Below are 19,632 nucleotides of genomic sequence, written 5' to 3'. Positions count from 1 at the left end.
CAATTCATGGAGTCCCGTGATCGTTGCGGGATGGAACCACCCGGCATCAAGAAGTCGTCAACACTGCCGGAGACCGGCAGTGCGACCCACCCCGCCCACCCGGAAGTATGCCCCTGACGCGGTCTCGTCGATCCGGGCGATGCCGGGTACCGGAAGGAGACATTCTCATGGACGCCCTCACCTCGGGCCTCGGCGTGCTCATCGCCGTCCTGCTCATCGCCGCCGTGGCGACCGTCCTCGCCCTCGGCCGGCTGTTCCGCAAGGTCGAACAGGGCAAGGCGCTCATCGTCTCCAAGATGCGCAAGGTCGACGTCACCTTCACCGGCCAGGTCGTCCTCCCCGTCCTCCACAAGGCCGAGGTCATGGACATCTCCGTCAAGACCATCGAGATCTCCCGCACCGGCCGCGACGGCCTCATCTGCCGCGACAACATCCGCGCCGACATCCGCATCTCGTTCTTCGTCCGCGTCAACAAGACCGTCGAGGACGTCATCAAGGTCGCCCAGGCCATCGGCACCGCCCGCGCCAGCGACCAGGGCACCCTCCAGGAACTCTTCAACGCCAAGTTCTCCGAGGCCCTCAAGTCCGTCGGCAAGCAGATGGACTTCACCGACCTCTACACCAAGCGCGAGGAACTCCGCTTCCGGATCATCGAGCTCATCGGCATCGACCTCAACGGCTACAGCCTGGAGGACGCCGCCATCGACCACCTGGAGCAGACCCCGCTCGCCCAGCTCGACGCCGGCAACATCCTCGACGCCCAGGGCATCCGCAAGATCACCGAACTCACCGCCGCCGAGAACGTCCGCACCAACGAACTCCGCCGCAACGAGGAGAAGGAGATCACCCGCCAGGACGTCGACGCCCGCGAGGCCATCCTCGAACTGGAGCGCCGCCAGGCGGACGCCGAGATCAAGCAGAAGCGCGAGATCGAGACCGTCCGCGCCCGCGAGGAGGCCGAGACCGCGAAGGTCGTCGAGGAGGAGCGGCTGCGCGCCCAGAGCGCCTTCCTGCGCACCGAGGAGCAGCTCGGCGTCCAGCGCGAGAACCAGGCCCGCGAGGTCGCCGTCGCCCAGAAGAACCGCGAGCGCGTCATCGCCGTCGAGAACGAGCGCATCGAGAAGGACCGCGTCCTGGAGGTCATCGCCCGCGACCGCGAGACCGGCCTCACCCGCATCTCCGCCGAGAAGGAGCTGGAGGCCGAGCGCCGCGAGATCGCCGAGGTCATCCGCGAGCGGGTCGCCGTCGACCGCACCGTCGCCGAGCAGGAGGAGTCCATCAAGCGGCTCCGCGCCGTCGAGGAGGCCGAGCGCGAGCGCCAGGCCCTCGTCATCGCCGCCGAGGCCCAGGCCCAGGAGCGGCTCGTCAAGGACATCAAGGCCGCCGAGGCCGCCGAACAGGCCGCCGTCCACCGCGCCGCCGAGGAACTGACCCTGGCCGAGGCCCGCATCAAGGCCGCCGACCTCGACGCCCGCGCCCGGATCCGCCTCGCCGAGGGCGCCCAGGCCGAGGCCGCCGCCGAAGGACTCGCCGCCGCCCAGGTCCGCGAGCGCGAGGCCGACGCCATCGAGAAGGCCGGCCGCGCCGAGGCCGACGCCACCGAGGCCCGCCTGCGCGCCGAGGCCGAGGGCCTGCGGGCCAAGGCGCTCGCCGAGGCCACCGCCATCGGCGAGAAGCTCAAGGCCGAGGCCGAGGGCCTGCACCAGAAGGCCGTCGCCGTCGCCGCCTTCGACGAGGCGTCCCGTACCCACGAGGAGTACCGCCTGCGCCTGGAGGCCGAGAAGGACATCCGGCTCGCCGGACTCGACGTCCAGCGGCAGGTCGCCGAGGCCCAGGCCACCGTCCTCGCCACCGGCCTGGAGAACGCCGACATCAACATCGTCGGAGGCGAGTCCGTCTTCCTCGACCGCCTCGTCGGCTCCGTCTCGCTCGGCCGCTCCGTCGACGGCTTCGTCGAGCACTCCGACACCGCCCGCGCGCTCGCCGGCCCCTGGCTGAACGGCGAACGCCCCTTCACCGACGACCTCACCCGCGTCCTCTCCTCCCTCTCCACCGCCGACGTCCAGAACCTCAGCGTCTCCACCCTCCTCGCCAAGGTCATGAACTCCGGCGCCCTCGACCGGCCCGCCCCCGTGCCCGCCCCCGCCCCGGAACCCACCGCCTGACCGGCGCCGGGGGAGCGGACGAGGACGGAACGGAGAGGGGCACGACGACATGACCACCACGGACACCCGGCAGGGCGTCGACGAGGACGCGTACGGGGTGCTGCGCGACCGGCTCACGGCCCAGGCCGCCGAACTGGCCGCCCGCGCCGAGGAGCTCAACCGCGCCCGCACCCGCCTCTACGGCACCGGCGAACTGGAACTCACCGGCACCGCGCAGCTCCGCACCGAGGCGCCCTGCGTCCTCACCGACGTCGTCGCCGTCGGCGGACTCCTCCTCGTCGGCCGCACCCGGCCCCCCGGCACCACCGCCGAACCCCGCGTCGCGGACGTCCTCTCCCTCCACGACCCCGACCTCGACCGGCTCCCCGAGGACACCCTCCCCGGACTCCTCGACGACCCCGGCTTCGTCCGCGAGTTCACCGCCCTCCACCGCTACTACCGGGCCGCCCGCCTGGTCCGCCTGCACCGCGCGCAAGGCCGCCTCCTCGCCGTCTTCCGCACCGGCGCCAAGGCCGACGACCTGCGCGTCCTGCGCTGGTCCACCGGCCCCGGCCGCGACTGCCGCTTCCTCGACGCCCGCGGCGACCGCGACCTCGCCCCGCCCGCCGGCCAGGACCTCGCCTGGACCGAGGCCGGCCGCGACGACCACGTCCCCGGCCGCCACCCCCACGTCTCCCTCGGCGGCCGGCTGTACGTCTCCACCGTCGGCGGCACCCTCACCGTCAAGACCGCCGACGACACCGAGACCCCCGACGGCATCCACTCCGAACCCGTCGACGAACCCCTCCAGTCCCTCGCCGACGCCGAGATCGCCCACGCCGCCGTCGGCCCCCTCACCCTCCTCCGGGTCCGCCCCTACCGCGAGGACACCACCCGCCACCTCGTCCACAACGCCCTCACCGGCACCGTCGTCCGCCTCGACGCCCTCGGCCTCGCCTGCCTCCGCCTCCCCGACGACCGGGGCGTCGTCTTCCCCGGCGGCTACTGCCTCGCCGACGGCACCGTCCGCACCTTCGACACCGACACCACCGGCCTCGCCCACGACGCCACCCGCACCTCCCCGCACGGCGAGGACGTCCTCTACGCCTTCCGCTCCCCCGACGACGGCCGCACCCTGCTCCTCGCCTACGACCGCGTCCGCGAGGAGATCACCCGCCCCGTCACCGGCCGCGGCCACGCCCTCCTCGACGACGGCACCATGGCCGTCCTGCGCGGCAGCGGCACCGAACCCGGCCGCGTCCACCCCGTCCAGTTCTGGCGCACCCCCTTCGCCGCCGACGTCCACGCCGCCCCCGCCGGCGAAGGGCCCCTCGCCCGCATCGGCAACGCCGACCTCGTCCGCGGCGTCTCCGACTGCCTCGCCATCGCCCGCCAGGCCACCGAGACCACCCCCACCGGCGAGGTGTACGAAGCACTCCGCGCCGCCTGCGACCGCGCCGCCGACACCCACCACTGGCTCGCCGACCCCGGCACCGGCGACCTCGCCGCCCCGCTCGCCGCCCTCCGCGCCACCGCCGAACAGGTCCTCGCCGAGTTCGCCACCGTCACCGCCCTCACCGCCCGCGCCGCCGACGCCCTCGCCGACGCCGAACGCGACCTCCTCCGCCTCACCCGGCAGCTCCGCGGCGAGACCCCCGCCACCGCCGCCGACTGGATCGACCGCCTCACCGGCCTCCGCCGCGCCCAGGGCCGCCTCCTCACCGTCAAGGACCTCCGCCACGCCGACACCGGGGCCGTCGACGCCCTCGCCCTGCGCGCCGAGGAGGAACTCGCCACCGCCGGCCGCCGCGCCGTCGCCTTCCTCGGCCGCCCCGACGCCTTCGCCGACCACGCCGCCGAGGCCGCCCGCCTCACCGCCGACACGGCCGCCGCCGAGACCGTCGCCGCCGTCACCGCCCTCACCGAACGCCTCGACGGCCACACCCACGGCCTGCGCACCCTCAGCGAGGTCGTCACCGGCCTCGACATCGCCGACGCCACCGAACGCACCACCATCCTCGAACGCGTCGCCGACGCCCTCGGCGCCCTCAACCGCGCCCGCGCCGGCCTCACCGCCCGCCGCGCCGAACTCCTCGACCGCGAGGGCCGGGCCGCCTTCACCGCCGAGTCCGCCCTCCTCACCGAGGCCGTCACCGCCGCCCTCGCCGCCGCCGACACCCCCGAGGAGTGCGACGGCCGCCTCGCCGCCCTCCTCCTCCAACTGGAGAACCTCGAAACCCGCTTCGCCGACCACGACGGCTTCCTCACCGAACTCGCCGACCGGCGCACCGAGATCCACGACGCCCTCACCACCCGCCGCCGGCAGCTCACCGACGCCCGCGCCCGCCGCGCCGCCCGCCTCACCGAGGCCGCCGACCGCATCCTCGACGCCGTCGCCCGCCGCGCCGCCCGCCTCGACACCGACGAGGACGTCCACGCCCACTTCGCCTCCGACCCCATGGTCGGCCGCGTCCGCCGCACCGCCGACGAACTCCGCGCCCTCGGCGACCAGGTCCGCGCCGGAGAACTGGAGGGCCGCCTCACCGCCGCCCGCCAGGAGGCCGCCCGCGCCCTGCGCGACCGCACCGAGCTGTACGCCGACGGCGGCGACACCCTCCGTCTCGGCCGGCACCGCTTCGCCGTCCAGCGCCACACCCCCGAACTCACCCTCGTCCCCCACGAGGACACCCTCGCCCTCGTCCTCACCGGCACCGACTACCGCCGCCCCGTCACCGACCCCGACCTCCTGCGCACCCGCCCCCACCAGGACCGCGTCCTGCCCTCCGAATCACCCGCGGTCTACCGCTCCGAGCACCTCGCCGCCCGGCTCCTCGCCGCCCACGGCGCCGCCGCCCTCGCCGCCCACGGCCCCGGCCTGGCCGCCGTCGTCCGCGAGGCCGCCGGCACCGCCCACGACGAGGGATACGAGCGCGGCGTCCACGACCACGACGCCACCGCGATCCTCACCACGCTCCTCCGGCTCCACGACGGCGCCGGAACCCTCCGCCACCCCGGTACCGCCCGCGCCCGCGCCCAGCTCCACTGGGCCCACGACACCACCCCCGGGGCCCGCGACGCCTGGACCCGCCGCGCCGCCTCCCTCACCCGCGCCCGCGACCTCTTCGGCGCCGCCCCCGCCCTCGACGCCCTGCGGGAGGAGCTGGCCGGACGGCTCGGCGACCCGGCCGCCGCCGCGTACCTCGTCGAGGAACTCGCCGCCCCGCCCGCCGGGTTCGCCGTCTCCGCCGAGGCCCGCGACCTGCTGGAGAAGTTCCGCCGCGCGGTGGGGGAGCGGGCGTACGACGACGACCTCGCCGCCCTCCCCGACCCGGCCGCCCGCCGCCAGCTCGTCGAGGGCTGGCTGCACGCCTACGCCGCCGCCTCCGGAGCCCCGCCCGCCGACGGCGTCCTCGCCGAGGCCGCCGCCCTCGAACTCGCCCCCGGCCTCGACCGCTACGACGTCGAGGCCGCCACCACCGCCACCGTCACCGGCCTGCTCGGCACCCACCCCCGGCTGCGCGGCGGCGCCCTCCCGCTCCGCCTCGACGAGTTCCTGCACCGCACCGCCGCCTTCGCCGCCGACGAGGTCCCGGCCTTCCGCACCCACCAGCGCCACCGGGCCCGGCTCGTCGCCGCCGAACGCGCCCGGCTGCGCCTGGACGAGTACCGCCCCCGCGTCATGTCCTCCTTCGTCCGCAACCGCCTCGTCGACGAGGTCTACCTGCCCCTCGTCGGCGACAACCTCGCCAAGCAGCTCGGCGCCGCAGGCGCCGAACGGCGCGCCGACAGCCACGGCCTGCTCCTCCTGCTCTCCCCGCCCGGCTACGGGAAGACCACCCTCGTCGAGTACGTCGCCGACCGCCTCGGCCTCCTCCTCGTCAAGGTCGACGGCCCCGTCCTCGGCACCGCCACCACCTCCCTCGACCCCGCCGAGGCCCCGGACGCCGCCGCCCGCCGCGAACTGGAGAAGATCGCCTTCGCCCTGGAGGCGGCCAACAACGTGCTGCTGTACGTCGACGACATCCAGCACTGCTCGGCCGAGTTCCTCCAGCGCTTCATCCCGCTCTGCGACGCCACCCGCACCCTCGGCGGCCACGACCTGCGCGGCAAGCGCTTCGCCGTCTGCATGGCGGGCAACCCCCACACCTCCACCGGCGACCGCTTCCGGATCCCCGACATGCTCGCCAACCGCGCCGACGTGTGGAACCTCGGCGACGTCCTCACCGGCAAGGAGGACGCCTTCGCCTTCAGCTTCGTGGAGAACGCCCTCACCTCCCACCCCGACCTCGCCCCGCTCGCGGGCCGGGACCGCGCCGAGGTGGACCTCCTCACCCGCCTCGCCGCCGGTGACCCGCTGGCCGACCGGCAGCGCCTCGCCCACCCCTACCCGCCGGCCGAACTCGACCGGATCCTCGCCGTCCTGCGCCACCTGCTGACGGCCCGCGCCACCGTCCTCGCCGTCAACCGCGCCTACATCGACTCCGCCGCCCGCGCCGGCACCGGCACCGAACCGCCCTTCCGCCTCCAGGGCTCGTACCGCAACATGAACAAGATCGTCGCCCGCATCTCGCCCGCCATGGACGACGCCGAACTCTCCGCCGTCGTCGACGACCACTACCGCGCCGAGGCCCAGACCCTCCCCACCGGCGCCGAGCACGACCTGCGCGTCCTCGCGGCCCTCCGTGCCCGGGCTACCCAGGAGTAGGGTTGAGCCGCCGCAGCAGCGCCCGCACGATCCGAAAGGCCGCCCCATGAGCGAGCAGACCCCCGCCCCCGACGTCCGGCTCGACGACGCCCGGCACCGGTACGAGATCCGGGTGGAGGGGGCGCTCGCCGGCTTCACCTCGTTCCGCGACCGCGAGGACCGCCGGGTCTTCTTCCACACCGAGATCGACGACGCCTACGCCGGCCAGGGCCTCGCCGGCATCCTCGTCCGGCACGCCCTCGACGACGTCCGCGCCACCGGCAGGCGGATCGTGCCGGTCTGCCCGTACGTCGCCAAGTTCCTCAAGAAGCACGAGGAGTTCGCCGACCTCACCGACCCGGTCACCCCCGAGGTCCTCCAGTGGCTGGACGCCCGCCTCGGCCGCTGACCCCCGGCCGTCCGCCGGGCGGCTCGGACGCCCGGCGGACAGGCCACCAGCAGCGGCGCGGCGGCGCCGACGAGGGCGGCGCAGCCGAGGGGGACGGGCGCCGCGTTCACGCCTCGGTCCGCCGCTCGGCCTCGTCGAGGGCCGCGCGCAGCGCGCCGAGTTCGTCGGCGCCGAGGTTCTCGACGAAGCGGGCCAGGACGGCGGGCCGGTCCTCGCCGGCGCCGAGGCCGTCCTCCATGAGCGCGGCGGCGTACGCCTCGCGGGTGGCGGCGGCCCGGTAGAGCCAGATCCGGCCCTCCCGGGTCCGGGTGAGGTGGCCCTTGTGGAAGAGGATGCCGGTCACCGTGGTGACCGTGGTGTAGGCGATGTCGCGGTGGAGGTTGAGGTCGTCGACGACCTCCCGCACGGTGGCGGGGCGCCGCCACCGCCAGAAGCGGTCCATGATCTCCGCTTCCAGCTCTCCGAGCCGACGCATGCGCGTGTCCGTCCCCTCCGCAGGTGCCGCCCTCCCGCGGCCGGCCTTCATGGTAGTCGGGCCGGTCGCGGGGCCGGGCGGCCCGGCGGGCGGTGCTCAGGCGCGGCCCCGGTAGTCGTAGCCGGCGTCCTCGACGGTCTCCTCGACGACGGCGTCGTCGAGCGGGGCGGAGCTGTGCACGGTGACGAGGCCGGTGGAGATCTCGACGTGCACGGTGTCGACGCCGGCGAGCTCCCGGAGGGCGCCGCTCACGATCGCCTTGCAGTGGCCGCTGTTGACGCCGGCGACCTGATAGGTGGTGGAGTGCGCGGACATGGGGACCTCCGTGTCGTTCCTCGTCGAACCATACCCCCGGGGGGTATGTGCCTCGCGTTCATGTATACCCGCCGGGCCGGGTGCGGGCAAGGGGCTCCCGAGGGTTGCAGATACCTGCCAGGGGTATAGCGACCTGCGGAGGCGTGAACCGGCCGCCGCTCCTCCGGCCCCGCGGAACCCCGATTGACGCCCGCCGTTGACTTGTGTGACGGGAATGGCAGGTTGTCAAGGTGCCGTCGGCGTACCGAAGCTGGCCGGAAAGCGTGCGGTCCGTCCGGGTGGCGGAGCGGCCCCGGAGCCTCCACCGGCCCACACCCTCCGACCCCTCCGGAGCGCATGGCGGAAAGTCGCCGGGTCGAGGGGCAAACCGGACCCGAACCAAGATCACCGCATCGAGTTAATGCCCCTCCGCCGCCGGGCGGAGAGCTTCGACGGGCCGTTACTGTTCCCCGGGATCTGGACGGATGACCAGATCGCCCCCATTCCTCCTCGTCGACCGGACCGGCGTGCCGCCGTGCCCGTTCACACCCTGCTCGAAGGAGAGCCCGCTCCGATGACCGTCGACACCAACCCGGAAGCCCAGGCGGCACCCCCGCAGCAGTCCCTCAGCACGCACGCCGCACGGAACCTCGCCACCACCACCAAGTCCGCCCCGCAGATGCAGGAGATCACCTCCCGGTGGCTGCTGCGCATGCTCCCCTGGGTGGAGACCAAGGGTGGCGCCTACCGGGTCAACCGCCGGCTCAGCTACACCGTCGGCGACGGGCGCGTGGAGTTCGTCCAGGACGGCGCCACGGTCCGTGTCATCCCCCGCGAGCTCGGTGAACTCGCCCTGCTGCGCGGCTTCGAGGACATCGACGTCCTCACCGCGCTCGCCGACCGCTGCGTCCAGCGCGACTTCTCCGCCGGCGACATCATCGTCACCCGGGGCAACGCCGCCTCCGAGATCCACCTCCTCGCCCACGGCCGCGTCAGCCAGACCTCCGAGGGCCCCTACGGCGACGACGTCGCCGTGGCCGTCCTCGGCGACGGCGACCGCTTCGGCGAGAACTCCCTGCTGGACGCCGACGCCACCTGGGACTACACGGCCACCGCCGAGACCTCCGGCACCCTGCTCACCCTCTCCCGCGCGGACTTCGCCTCCGTGCTGGCCTCCTCGCCGGCCCTCCAGGCCCACATCGAGACCTTCAGCAGCCTCCCGGACCAGGCGCAGAACAAGCACGGCGAGGCCGAGATCGCCATGTCCTCCGGGCACATCGGCGAGGCCGTCCTCCCCGGCGCCTTCGTCGACTACGAGCTCAAGCCGCGCGAGTACGAGCTCTCCGTCGCCCAGACCATCCTCAAGGTCCACACCCGCGTCGCCGACCTCTACAACGGCCCGATGAACCAGACGGAGGAGCAGCTCCGCCTGACCATCGAGGCCCTGCGCGAGCGCCAGGAGCACGAGCTCGTCAACAACCGCGAGTTCGGCCTCCTCCACAACGCCGACTTCAAGCAGCGCATCCAGACCCACTCCGGCCCGCCCACCCCGGACGACATGGACGAGCTGCTCTCCCGCCGCCGGGGCACCAAGCTCTTCCTCGCCCACCCGCGCACCATCGCCGCCATCGGCCGCGAGTTCAACGCCCGGGGCCTCTACCCGGACCACGTCGACCTCGGCGGCCAGTCCGTCCCGGCCTGGCGCGGCGTCCCGATCCTGCCCTGCAACAAGATCCCGATCACCAAGGAGCAGACCAGCTCCATCATCGCCATGCGCACCGGCGAGGAGAACCAGGGCGTCGTCGGCCTGCGCCAGACCGGCCTCCCGGAGGAGTACGAGCCCGGCCTCTCCGTCCGCTTCATGGGCATCAGCGAGCAGGCGATCATGTCGTACCTCGTCACGACCTACTACTCCGCCGCCGTCCTCGTGCCCGACGCGCTCGGCGTGATGGAGAACGTGCAGATCGCCCGCCGCCGCGACTGACCCGGACCCGGCGGACCCGGCGGACCCGTCCGCAGGTTCGCCGGCCCGGACCCACCCGGCCCGGGCACCCCGCCCGGGATCCGGGACGGCCCCACCCACGCAGCAAGGAGCTACGGATGCCCGACCCCGGGCTCTCCCCCCTCCCGGCGGGCCCGCCCGCCGCGGCGGCCCGCCTCGGCGCCGACCTCCTCCTCCAGGCCCTCACCGGCACGCCCGACGCGCCGCCCGCGCCGCGGGCCGAGCCGGCGGCGGCGCCGCGCTGGATTCCCGGCGGCCCCAGCGGACTCGGCGCCACCAGCGTCTCGCTGGCCCGCCGGGCCGAGGCCCCGGCCCTCCCGGACCCGGCCCCCGCGCCGGACCCGGCCGCCACCACGGCGGAGCAGGGCCACCCCATCCCCGGCCTCTACTTCCACCCGATCCAGGAGCCCGACCCCGTCCGGGTCGAGGAGGTCAGCCGCCGCATCAAGGACTGGGCGGTCGACGAGATCCAGCTCTACCCGGAGGAGTGGGAGGGCCAGTTCGACGGCTTCTCCGTCGGGCGTTACATGGTGGCCTGCCACCCCGACGCCCCCACCGTCGACCACCTCATGCTCGCCACCCGGCTCATGGTCGCGGAGAACGCCGTCGACGACTGCTACTGCGAGGACCTCGGCGGCTCCCCGGTCGGTCTCGGCGGGCGCCTCCTCCTCGCCCACACCGCCCTCGACCCCGTCCACACCACCCCGGAGTACGCCCCGGCGTGGGCGGACTCGCTCGGCTCGGACGCCCCGCGCCGCGCCTACCGCTCCGCCATGGACTACTTCGTCCGCGCGTCCTCGCCCTCCCAGGCGGACCGCTTCCGGCACGACATGGCCCGGCTCCACATGGGCTACCTCGCCGAGGCGGCCTGGACCGAGACCTCGTACATGCCGGAGGTGTGGGAGTACCTGGCCATGCGCCAGTTCAACAACTTCCGCCCCTGCCCCACCATCACCGACGCCGTCGGCGGCTACGAACTCCCGGCGGACCTGCACGCCCGCCCCGAGACGCAGCGGGTCATCGCCCTCGCGGGCAACGCGACCACCATCGTCAACGACCTGTACTCCTACACCAAGGAACTCGACATCCCCGGCGTCCACCTGAACCTTCCGGTGGTGCTCGCCGAGCGCGAGAAGCTCTCCGAGCGCGACGCCTACCTCAAGGCCGTCGAGGTCCACAACGACCTCATGCACGCCTTCGAGGCCGCCGCCGCCGAACTGGCCGCCGCCCTGCCCGTCCCCACCGTGCTGCGCTTCCTCAAGGGCGTCGCCACCTGGGTCGACGGCAACCACTACTGGCACCAGACCAACACGTTCCGCTACAGCCTGCCCGATTTCTGGTAAGAAATGGATTCCCCTGTGACAACCGAGCTGACCGCCACCGACGCCGCCTCCGCGCTCATCCCCGGCCCGGCCACCCCGTACCAGGGCGACATCGCCCGCTACTGGAACGCCGAAGCCCGGCCCGTGAACCTGCGCCTCGGTGATGTGGACGGCCTCTACCACCACCACTACGGCATCGGCGCCGTCGACCACGCCTCCCTCGGCGGCCCCGAGGACAGCGAGTACGAGAAGAAGCTCGTCGCCGAACTGCACCGCCTGGAGTCCGCCCAGGCCGAGGTCCTCCTCGACCACCTCGGCCCCATCACCGCCGAGGACACCCTCGTCGACGCCGGCTGCGGCCGCGGCGGCTCCAGCGTCATGGCCCACCAGCGCTTCGGCTGCAAGGTCGAGGGCGTCACGCTCTCCACCACCCAGGCCGACTTCGGCAACAACCGCGCGCGGGAACTGGGCATCGACGGCCACGTCCGCGCCCAGGTCTGCAACATGCTCGACACCCCGTTCGAGAAGGGCTCCGTCGCGGCCTCCTGGAACAACGAGTCCAGCATGTACGTCGACCTCGACGACCTGATGGCCGAGCACTCCCGCTTCCTCAAGGTCGGCGGCCGCTACGTCACCATCACCGGCTGCTGGAACCCCAAGTACGGCCAGCCCTCCAAGTGGGTCTCCCAGATCAACGCCCACTTCGAGTGCAACATCCACTCGCGCCGCGAGTACCTCAAGGCCATGGCCGACAACCGCCTGGTGCCCCAGGCCGTCATCGACCTCACCCCCGACACGCTGCCCTACTGGGAGCTGCGCGCCACCTCCTCGCTGGTCACCGGCATCGAGGAGGCCTTCATCGAGTCCTACAAGGACGGCTCCTTCCAGTACGTGCTGATCGCCGCCGACCGCGTCTGATCCACCGCGCGTACGACCCCGGGCCGGGCCCCGTCACCGAGACGGGCCCGGCCCCCGGCGCGCCGCGTTCCACCCCGCCAGCTCCGCCGGCCGGTCGGTGATCACCCCGGTCACGCCGAGACCGGCCAGCACCCGCCAGCGCTCCGGATCGTCCACCGTCCACACGTCCACCGCCACCCCGGCCGCGCGCAGCTCCGCGACCACCCCGGTACGGGCCGAGAGACCCCGGTACGAGACGTTGTACGCGGACAGCCCCAGCTCCCGGGCCACCGCCACCGGATCCGCGTCGAGCCGTTCCCGCAGCAGCGCCCTCGGCAGCTCCGGCGCCAGCTCCCGCACGTACCGCAGCGACGCCGGGTCGAAGCTCTGCACCATCACCCGCCGCGCTATCCGCTGCTCCCAGACGTCCCGCACGATCCGCGCCACCTCCGCGCGGGAGTGCGGCCCCTTGATCTCCAGGAGCAGCCGTCCGCCCCGCGTCCGCAGGTCCGCCAACTGCGCCGCCAGCGTCGGCACCCGGGCGCCCGCGAAGGACGGGGCGAACCAGGAACCGGCGTCCAGCGCGTCCAGCCGCGCCGAGGTCAGCGACCGGACCGGGCCCGACCCGTCGGTCGTCCGGTCCACCGTCGCGTCGTGCACCACGTACGGCACCCCGTCCCGGCTCGGCTGCACGTCGTTCTCGATCCACTCCGCCCCGGACCGCCGCGCCACCTCGTCCGAGACCAGCGTGTTCTCGGGCGCCGCCGCCGACGCGCCGCGATGGGCGATCACCGTCAGGGCTCTCGCCACGGGCGCCGCGGCCGGGGCGGCGGGTCCCGGACCGGGGTCGGGGAGGGGAGCGGGGGTGGCGACGAGGAGGGCCGCGGCCAGCGCGGCACCGGAGACCGCGGCGCGTCGGCGGAATCGCAGGGGGGTCACGGAGAGCCACCCTACCGGCACGCCGGAGCCGGGCGGGGCGCGTTCGAACGCGGCCGGGCAGTCCCGGTCCGCGCCCCGCCGCCCGGCCGTCGGCGCGGCCCCCGCCGCGTGCGGGTCAGTCCGCGCCGGGGGCGTGCAGCTCGCCCGAGCGGGCCACCCGGGCGTACCACAGGGCGCTCGACTTCGGGGTGCGCTCCAGGGTGTCGTAGTCCACCCGGACCATCCCGAACCGCTTCGCGTACCCGTACGCCCACTCGAAGTTGTCGAGCAGCGACCACAGGAAGTAGCCGCGCACGTCCACCCCGTCGGCCATCGCCCGGTGCACCGCCTCCAGGTGCGCGTGCACGTAGGCGGTGCGCTCCGGGTCGTGCACCCCGCCGCCGTCGCCGACCACGTCCTCGTACGCCGCCCCGTTCTCGCTGATCACCAGCGGCAGTTCGGGGTACGCGGCCGAGACCCGGCGCAGCAGGTCGTAGAGGCCGCTCGGGTCGACCGGCCAGCCCATCGCCGTCCGCTCGCCGGGGGCGCGGTGGAAGGCGACCGAGTCGGCGCCCGGCCACGGCGAGTGCGCGCTGTCGCCGTGCCCGTCGTCCTGCGGCTTCTCCCCGCCCTCGGCGACGTGCGCGACGAGGGTGGGCGTGTAGTAGTTGATCGCGAGGAGGTCCAGCGGCTGGTGCGCCGCCGCCGTGTCGCCGTCGCGGACGAAGGACCAGTCGGTGAGGTGCCGGGTGTCGGCGTACAGGTCCTCCGGGTAGGCGCCCTCCAGCATCGGGCCGAGCCAGATCCGGTTGCCGACCGCGTCGATGCGGCGGGCCGCCTCCCGGTCCTCGGGGGAGTCCGAACGGGGCCGCACCTCATGGAGGTTGAGCGAGACGGCGATCTGGCTCTCCGCCGGCAGGGCGGCGCGCAGCGCCTGGACGGCGAGGCCGTGGCCCAGGTTGAGGTGGTGGGCGGCGCGCAGCGAGGCGACCGGGTCGGTGCGGCCGGGGGCGTGGACGCCGGAGCCGTACCCGAGGAAGGCGCTGCACCAGGGCTCGTTGAGGGTCGTCCAGCGCTTCACGCGGTCGCCGACGGCGTCGGCGACGATCCCGGCGTACTCGGCGAACCGCTCGGCGGTGGCCCGCTCCGGCCAGCCGCCCGCGTCCTCCAACTCCTGCGGCAGGTCCCAGTGGTAGAGGGTGAGGGCCGGCTCGATCCCGGCGGCGAGCAGCTCGTCGACGAGCGCGCGGTAGAAGTCCAGGCCCTTCTGGACGGCCGGGCCCCGGCCGGTGGGCTGGACCCGGGACCAGGAGACGGAGAACCGGTAGGCGTTCAGGCCCAGTTCGGCCATGAGCGCGACGTCCTCGCGGAACCGGTGGTAGTGGTCGACGGCCACGTCGCCGGTGTGCCCCTCGAAGACCTTGCCGGGGGTGTGCGAGAAGGTGTCCCAGATGGACGGCGTGCGGCCGTCCTCCCGGGCCGCCCCCTCGATCTGGTAGGCGGCGGTGGCCGCGCCCCAGAGGAAGCCGGAGGGGAACGAGCGGACGGCGGTGAGCGGCCGGGTTTCGGACGCGGTCATAGGGGAGCGCTCCCAACGCGGGGTACGGGCCGGGGCGTCCGGCTCCGGCGCATGCGGCGGAACCGGGCGCCCCGGCGGGAAGGGCGGTGCGGAGAAAGGGGGGGAGTGGGGGAGGGCGGGGCCGGTCAGCTCTTGACGGCGCCGGCGGTGATGCCGCCCACGATGTGCTTGCCGAGGAAGGCGAAGACCAGCAGCAGCGGCACGGTCGATATCAGCGCGCCGGTGAGCACCACGGCGTGGTCCACGGTGTGGTTGCCCGCGCCCAGACCGGCCAGCGCCACCTGGAGGGTCGGGCTGCCGTCCGGGGTGAGCGCGATGAACGGCCAGAAGAAGTCGTTCCACGCCTGGACGAAGACCAGCATGCCGAGCACGGCCATGGCCGGGCGGGCGACCGGGAAGACGACGTGCCAGATGATCCGGAGGCTGTGCGCCCCGTCCATCCGGGCCGCCTCGACCAGTTCGACGGGGAGGGCCTCCAGGAGGTACTGGCGCATGAAGAAGACGCCGAAGGCCGCGACGAGCGAGGGCAGGACGACCGACTGGAGCTGGTCGAACCAGCCGAGGTCGGTGATGATCTGGTACAGCGGGATGACGCTGAGCTGCGGCGGGATCGTCATGGTGGCGACCACGAGCGACAGCAGCATCCCCCGTCCCTTGAAGGGGAGTTTGGCGAAGGCGAAGCCGGCCAGGGTGGAGAAGAGGACGGTGGAGGCGGCCACCAGGCTCGCCACGATCGCGGTGTTGACCAGCGCCTCGCCCATGTCGACCTGGTCCCAGGCGAAGCTGAGGTTGTCGAGGAGGCGGGAGCCGGGCAGCAGCGGCGCCGGAGCCTGGACGACCCGGTCGCCGGTGTGCGAGGCGGCGACCACGTTCCAGTACAGCGGGAAGAGGGAGACGAGGGCCGCGACGACCAGCAGGACGTAGGTGAGCGGTCCGGCGTGGTGCTGGCGGCCGGCGGTCTGGCGGAAGCGGCGCCGGGGCGGGCGCCCGGCCGGCTCCGCCGGGGCGCGGGGCGCGGTGCCGGGGGGTGCGGTGTCGGGGGTGCGGGCCACGGGTCAGCCTCCCAGCTTCTTGCGGTTGTGGCGGGAGACGAGCGCCTGCACGCCGCCGATGAGCAGCAGCAGCGCCAGCATGACCCAGGCGATGGCCGAGGCGGAGCCCAGCGCGCCGGTGACCCAGCCCTTTTCGTACATCAGGAGGCTCAGGGTCTGGAACTGGTGGCCGCTGCCGCCGCTGATGCCGACGCTGCCGCCGTAGAGCATCGGCTCGCCGAACAGCTGGGTGGCGCCGATGGTGGAGACGATGACGGTGAAGAGGATCGTCGGCCGGATGGAGGGGATGGTGACGCTGATGAACTGGCGCCAGCGGGAGGCGCCGTCCAGGGAGGCGGCCTCGTACAGGTCCTGCGGCACGGCCTGCATGGCGGCCAGGTAGATCAGCGCGTTGTAGCCGGTCCAGCGCCAGGTGACGATGGTGGAGATGGCGATCTGGGCGGGCCACTTGGAGGTGTTCCAGTCGACCGGGCCGACGCCGATCCGGTCGAGGACGCCGTTGATCATCCCGTAGTCGGTGTTGAACAGCTGGGCGAAGACCAGCGTCGCCGCCGCGATGGAGGTGGCGTACGGGGCGAGGACGGCGACCCGGAAGAAGCCGCGGCCCCGCAGCTTGTAGTTGAGCAGGTGGGCGAGGCCCAGGGCCATCAGCAGCTGGGGGACGGTGGAGATGACCCCGATGGTGAAGGTGTTGGTCAGCGCGGTCCAGAAGAACTCGCTGGTGGCGAGGGAGGTGTAGTTCTCCAGGCCCTTCCACTCGGGGGTGCCGCCCAGCTCCACCCGGTGGAGCGAGAGCCAGCCGGTGTAGAGCAGCGGGAAGAGGCCGAAGGCGGCGAAGGTGAGGAAGAAGGGGGCGATGAAGACGTACGGGATCGCCTTGACGTCCCACCGGTAGAGCCTGCTGCGCAGGCCGCCGGGGCCGGTGCGGCGACCGTGCGGGGAGGCGGGGGAGGGCGGTGCGGCGGGCGGCGGGGTGCCGCCCCGCTCCGCCCGGACGGAGGTGGCCACGGGGGCGGTCCTTCCAGGTCGATGCGTGCGGTGGTGCGGACGGTGCCGGCCCGCCGCGGGCAGGAGGGCGGCGGGCCGGCGGGGTCCCCGCTACTGGCCGATCTTGTCCTCGACCAGCTTCCTGACGTTCTCCCAGGCGGTGCCCGGGTCGGTGCCGCGCTGCTCGATGTCGAGGATGCCGTTGTCGGTGAGGAAGGTCTTCACCTGGCCGTCCCAGCGGCTGATGGCGGCGGGCCGGATGCCGGCGGCGGCCGAGGAGAAGATCTTGCCGACCGGGGTGTCGCCGAAGTACGGCATCGTGGCGTTCTGGACGGCGGGCGAGAGCAGGGTGTCCTTGGTGGACGGGATGTTGCCGTTCACCGCGAAGACCTTGGCGTGCTGCTCGGGGGCGGTCAGCCAGGCGGCCAGGGCGGCGGCCTCCTTGGTGTGCTTGCCGGCCTTGGGCACGGCGAGGAAGGAGCCGCCCCAGTTGCCGGCGACCGGCGGCGCGGCGATGTCCCACTTGCCCTGGTTGGCGGGGCCGGCCTGGTCCTTGATGATGCCGGTCATCCAGGAGGGGCAGGCGACCGTGGCGAACTTGGAGTTCTTGAACGCCGCGTTCCAGGTGCCCTTCTCGTCGAACTGGCGCAGCTTGGCGGTGAGGCCGCTTTGGGCCGCCTTGACGCCGAGCTCCCACGCCTTCTTCACGCCGGGGCTGTTCTCCCAGTCGAGCTTGCCGCCGCTGTCGGCGTACTGGACCGGGTCGCTGGACAGGACGGCGTTGAACAGGCCGCTGGCGGAGTCGTGGAAGGCGGTGCCGGCCGGGGCGTTCTTCTTGTACGTCTCGCCCGCGGCGATGAACTTCGACCAGTCGCCCTCCCACAGCTTGGCGACCGCCTCGCGGTCGGTGGGGAGCTTGGCCTTGGCGAAGAGGTCCTTGTTGTAGCAGATGGCCATGGGGCCGATGTCGGTGCCGAGGGCGATCAACTTCCCGTCGGCGGTGGTGGCCTGCTTCACCTTCCAGTCGAGGTACGTGGAGGTGTCGGCGCCGCCCTCCTTGGAGAGGTCCACCCACTTGCCGGCCATGTTCTCGCCGGTGGCCTCGGCGATGTAGCCGACCTCGACCGCCTGGATGTCGGCGAGGCCGCTGTTGCGGGAGAGGCGCAGCTTCAGGGCGTCCCAGTACTTCTGGCCGTCGGAGACGTTCGACTCCTCGATCTTGATGTTCGGGTGGAGCCGCTCGTACTCGGCGTAGAGCTTCGCGCCGGTCTTGTCGTCGTAGCCGAAGGAACCGTAGGTGCCGATCCGCAGCGTGATCGTGCCGCCGTCCTTCCCGCCGGCCTCGTCGTCCCCGTCGCTTCCGCAACCGGTGAGCAGGACGGTGCCGGTCACCGCGGCGGCGACCGCCGCCGCTGCCGTACGGCGACCGCGTCTGCTGCTGGAAGTGCGCATTCCACTCTCCTCGTCCAAGGTGGTGCTCGTTGTGCGCCAAGAGGTCCGGCCGGCTGCTCGCGGCTCGGCGGGTGCTGCCGGGACCTGATGCGGGCGGTGTGACGCCCTGTTGATGGGAGCGCTCCCACGTCGTTGCCGGAAGGTTGCCGCCGGGCGGGTGGGGGTGTCAAGAGATGAACGCGGATTCGTTACCGGAAGGTGTTCGGCGGGTTTCGTGCCCCCGGGGCGCGGGTCTTCACGTCATCTCCTGAACACACGCGTGGCGGACCGGGGTCCTGGTGCCCTAATGTGGGAGCGCTCCCATTCCTGGTGCGGTCCGGTACGGCCCGCCGGGACGCGGCGGGCGGCACGGAATCCGGTGAGGGGAGCACGGCGGCGGTGAGCGGACGGCGGGGCGGCAGGCCCACCCTGGAGGAGGTCGCGGCCCGCGCGGGCGTCGGCCGGGGCACGGTCTCCCGGGTCATCAACGGCTCCCCGAGGGTGAGCGAGCAGGCCCGCGCCGCCGTGGCCCGCGCCGTCGCCGAACTCGGCTACGTGCCGAACCAGGCCGCCCGCGCCCTCGCGGGAAGCCGCACCGACGCCGTCGCCCTGGTCATCCCCGAGGCCGAGGCGCGCCTCTTCGCCGAGCCGTACTTCCTCGACCTGATCCGCGGCGTCAGCGCCGAACTGGCCGATGCCGACAAGCAGTTGCTGCTCACCCTGGTCCGCACCGCGCAGGAGCGGCAGCGCTTCGAGCAGTACCTGGCGGCCCAGCGCGTCGACGGCGTCCTGCTCGCCTCCGTCCACGGCGACGACCCGCTGCCCGACCGGATCAGGGACCTCGGCATCCCGGTCGTCATGAACGGCCGCCGCTCCGAGGCCGAGCCCGTCCCGTACGTCGACTCCGACAACATCGGCGCCGGGCGCGCCGCCGTCGCCCGCCTGGTCGGCCGGGGCAGGCGGCGCATCGCCACCGTCACCGGTCCCCTCGACATGTACGTGGCCAGGGCCCGCCTCGGCGGCTACCGGGCCGGCCTCGCGGAGGCGGGCCACGCCCCCGACGAGGGCCTCGTCGCCACCGGCGACTTCACCGAGGAGGGCGGCCGCCGCGCCATGCGCGAACTGCTGGACCGGCGGCCCGAGCTGGACGCCGTCTTCGCCGCCTCCGACGTGATGGCGGCGGGCGCCCGCGCGGCCCTGCGGGAGGCGGGCCGCACCGTGCCGGGCGACGTCGCCCTCGTCGGCGTCGACGACTCGCCGGTCGCCCGTCTCATGGACCCGCCGCTCACCAGCGTCCGCCAGCCCATCGAGGAGATGGGCCGCACCATGGCCCGCATGCTGCTCCGGCGGGCGGCGGGCGCCCCGGAGGAGGAGCCGAAGCGGGTCCTGCCGACGGAGCTGGTGGTGCGGGACTCCTGCTGAGGGCCGTCGCCCCCGC

The 19,632-nt window shown here is 73.6% G+C and carries 14 protein-coding genes; 7 read left to right on the top strand and 7 right to left on the bottom strand.

All coding sequences use genetic code 11. From position 1 onward, the window contains the following. The first annotated feature begins 167 nt into the window (after positions 1–167). From IE219_RS17510 to IE219_RS17500, 3 genes are read left to right on the top strand one after another with little or no spacing between them, the layout of a single operon-like run. On the top strand, positions 168–2,165 hold the full coding sequence (locus IE219_RS17510; RefSeq protein WP_189978350.1) for an SPFH domain-containing protein: 1,998 nt from the start codon (positions 168–170) through the stop codon (positions 2,163–2,165). 49 nt (positions 2,166–2,214) lie between these two features. Next, entirely contained in the window at positions 2,215–6,849 is a 4,635-nt protein-coding gene (locus IE219_RS17505) for a DNA repair ATPase (RefSeq protein ID WP_189978349.1), read from the top strand. A gap of 46 nt (positions 6,850–6,895) precedes the next feature. After that, the gene (locus tag IE219_RS17500; RefSeq protein ID WP_189978347.1) at positions 6,896–7,237 is read left to right on the top strand and encodes a GNAT family N-acetyltransferase; all 342 of its coding nucleotides are present in this window, start codon (positions 6,896–6,898) and stop codon (positions 7,235–7,237) included. A 106-nt stretch (positions 7,238–7,343) separates the two neighbouring features. Here IE219_RS17500 and IE219_RS17495 read toward each other — a convergent pair whose 3' ends face one another. Together IE219_RS17495 and IE219_RS17490 are read right to left on the bottom strand one after the other, a co-directional pair. After that, entirely contained in the window at positions 7,344–7,712 is a 369-nt protein-coding gene (locus IE219_RS17495; protein WP_189978345.1) for a BlaI/MecI/CopY family transcriptional regulator, read from the bottom strand. Between the two features lie 96 nt (positions 7,713–7,808). Continuing rightward, positions 7,809–8,027, bottom strand: coding sequence for a heavy-metal-associated domain-containing protein (locus IE219_RS17490; protein ID WP_189978343.1), 219 nt, complete (start codon positions 8,025–8,027; stop codon positions 7,809–7,811). A gap of 553 nt (positions 8,028–8,580) precedes the next feature. On the opposite strand from IE219_RS17490, the gene IE219_RS17485 reads away from it, so the two are divergent. From IE219_RS17485 to IE219_RS17475, 3 genes are all read left to right on the top strand, one after another. Beyond that, positions 8,581–9,990 carry a family 2B encapsulin nanocompartment shell protein gene (locus tag IE219_RS17485; protein WP_189978341.1) on the top strand — a complete coding sequence of 470 codons (1,410 nt, stop codon included), beginning with the start codon at positions 8,581–8,583 and terminating at the stop codon, positions 9,988–9,990. A gap of 116 nt (positions 9,991–10,106) precedes the next feature. After that, complete coding sequence (locus IE219_RS17480; protein WP_189978339.1) at positions 10,107–11,351, top strand: family 2 encapsulin nanocompartment cargo protein terpene cyclase; 1,245 nt, start codon at positions 10,107–10,109, stop codon at positions 11,349–11,351. Between the two features lie 3 nt (positions 11,352–11,354). Continuing rightward, positions 11,355–12,248 (top strand): geranyl diphosphate 2-C-methyltransferase, encoded by an 894-nt coding sequence (locus IE219_RS17475; protein ID WP_373298851.1) that lies wholly within the window; start codon positions 11,355–11,357, stop codon positions 12,246–12,248. A gap of 33 nt (positions 12,249–12,281) precedes the next feature. On the opposite strand, the gene IE219_RS17470 is transcribed toward IE219_RS17475, so the two are convergent. The 5 genes from IE219_RS17470 to IE219_RS17450 all read right to left on the bottom strand — a co-directional run bounded on the left by IE219_RS17470 (position 12,282) and on the right by IE219_RS17450 (position 18,215). Continuing rightward, positions 12,282–13,166 (bottom strand): glycerophosphodiester phosphodiesterase, encoded by an 885-nt coding sequence (locus IE219_RS17470; RefSeq protein WP_229849820.1) that lies wholly within the window; start codon positions 13,164–13,166, stop codon positions 12,282–12,284. 115 nt (positions 13,167–13,281) lie between these two features. After that, a complete protein-coding gene (locus IE219_RS17465) occupies positions 13,282–14,724 on the bottom strand; it encodes a GH1 family beta-glucosidase (protein WP_189978333.1) in 1,443 nt (480 codons plus the stop codon). A gap of 125 nt (positions 14,725–14,849) precedes the next feature. After that, on the bottom strand, positions 14,850–15,776 hold the full coding sequence (locus IE219_RS17460; protein ID WP_189978331.1) for a carbohydrate ABC transporter permease: 927 nt from the start codon (positions 15,774–15,776) through the stop codon (positions 14,850–14,852). A 3-nt stretch (positions 15,777–15,779) separates the two neighbouring features. Next, a complete protein-coding gene (locus tag IE219_RS17455) occupies positions 15,780–16,784 on the bottom strand; it encodes a carbohydrate ABC transporter permease (protein ID WP_189978330.1) in 1,005 nt (334 codons plus the stop codon). Positions 16,785–16,874: 90 nt separating this feature from the next. Next, entirely contained in the window at positions 16,875–18,215 is a 1,341-nt protein-coding gene (locus IE219_RS17450) for an ABC transporter substrate-binding protein (protein ID WP_189978329.1), read from the bottom strand. Positions 18,216–18,593: 378 nt separating this feature from the next. Between IE219_RS17450 and IE219_RS17445 the strand changes: the two genes are divergently transcribed. Further along, the gene (locus IE219_RS17445; protein ID WP_189978328.1) at positions 18,594–19,616 is read left to right on the top strand and encodes a LacI family DNA-binding transcriptional regulator; all 1,023 of its coding nucleotides are present in this window, start codon (positions 18,594–18,596) and stop codon (positions 19,614–19,616) included. The last annotated feature ends 16 nt before the right edge of the window (positions 19,617–19,632 follow it).

This window comes from Streptomyces termitum (genome assembly GCF_014650175.1).
GTDB lineage: Bacteria > Actinomycetota > Actinomycetes > Streptomycetales > Streptomycetaceae > Streptomyces > Streptomyces termitum.
This window is presented reverse-complemented; position numbering and strand designations above follow the sequence as displayed.

Coding starts and splice junctions, on each gene's coding strand:
- IE219_RS17475 (WP_373298851.1), top strand. CDS start 11,355: ATGGATTCCCCTGTGACAACCGAGCTGACCGCCACCGACGCCGCCTCC.
- IE219_RS17490 (WP_189978343.1), bottom strand. CDS start 8,027: ATGTCCGCGCACTCCACCACCTATCAGGTCGCCGGCGTCAACAGCGGC.
- IE219_RS17510 (WP_189978350.1), top strand. CDS start 168: ATGGACGCCCTCACCTCGGGCCTCGGCGTGCTCATCGCCGTCCTGCTC.
- IE219_RS17465 (WP_189978333.1), bottom strand. CDS start 14,724: ATGACCGCGTCCGAAACCCGGCCGCTCACCGCCGTCCGCTCGTTCCCC.
- IE219_RS17450 (WP_189978329.1), bottom strand. CDS start 18,215: ATGCGCACTTCCAGCAGCAGACGCGGTCGCCGTACGGCAGCGGCGGCG.
- IE219_RS17505 (WP_189978349.1), top strand. CDS start 2,215: ATGACCACCACGGACACCCGGCAGGGCGTCGACGAGGACGCGTACGGG.
- IE219_RS17485 (WP_189978341.1), top strand. CDS start 8,581: ATGACCGTCGACACCAACCCGGAAGCCCAGGCGGCACCCCCGCAGCAG.
- IE219_RS17495 (WP_189978345.1), bottom strand. CDS start 7,712: ATGCGTCGGCTCGGAGAGCTGGAAGCGGAGATCATGGACCGCTTCTGG.
- IE219_RS17480 (WP_189978339.1), top strand. CDS start 10,107: ATGCCCGACCCCGGGCTCTCCCCCCTCCCGGCGGGCCCGCCCGCCGCG.
- IE219_RS17500 (WP_189978347.1), top strand. CDS start 6,896: ATGAGCGAGCAGACCCCCGCCCCCGACGTCCGGCTCGACGACGCCCGG.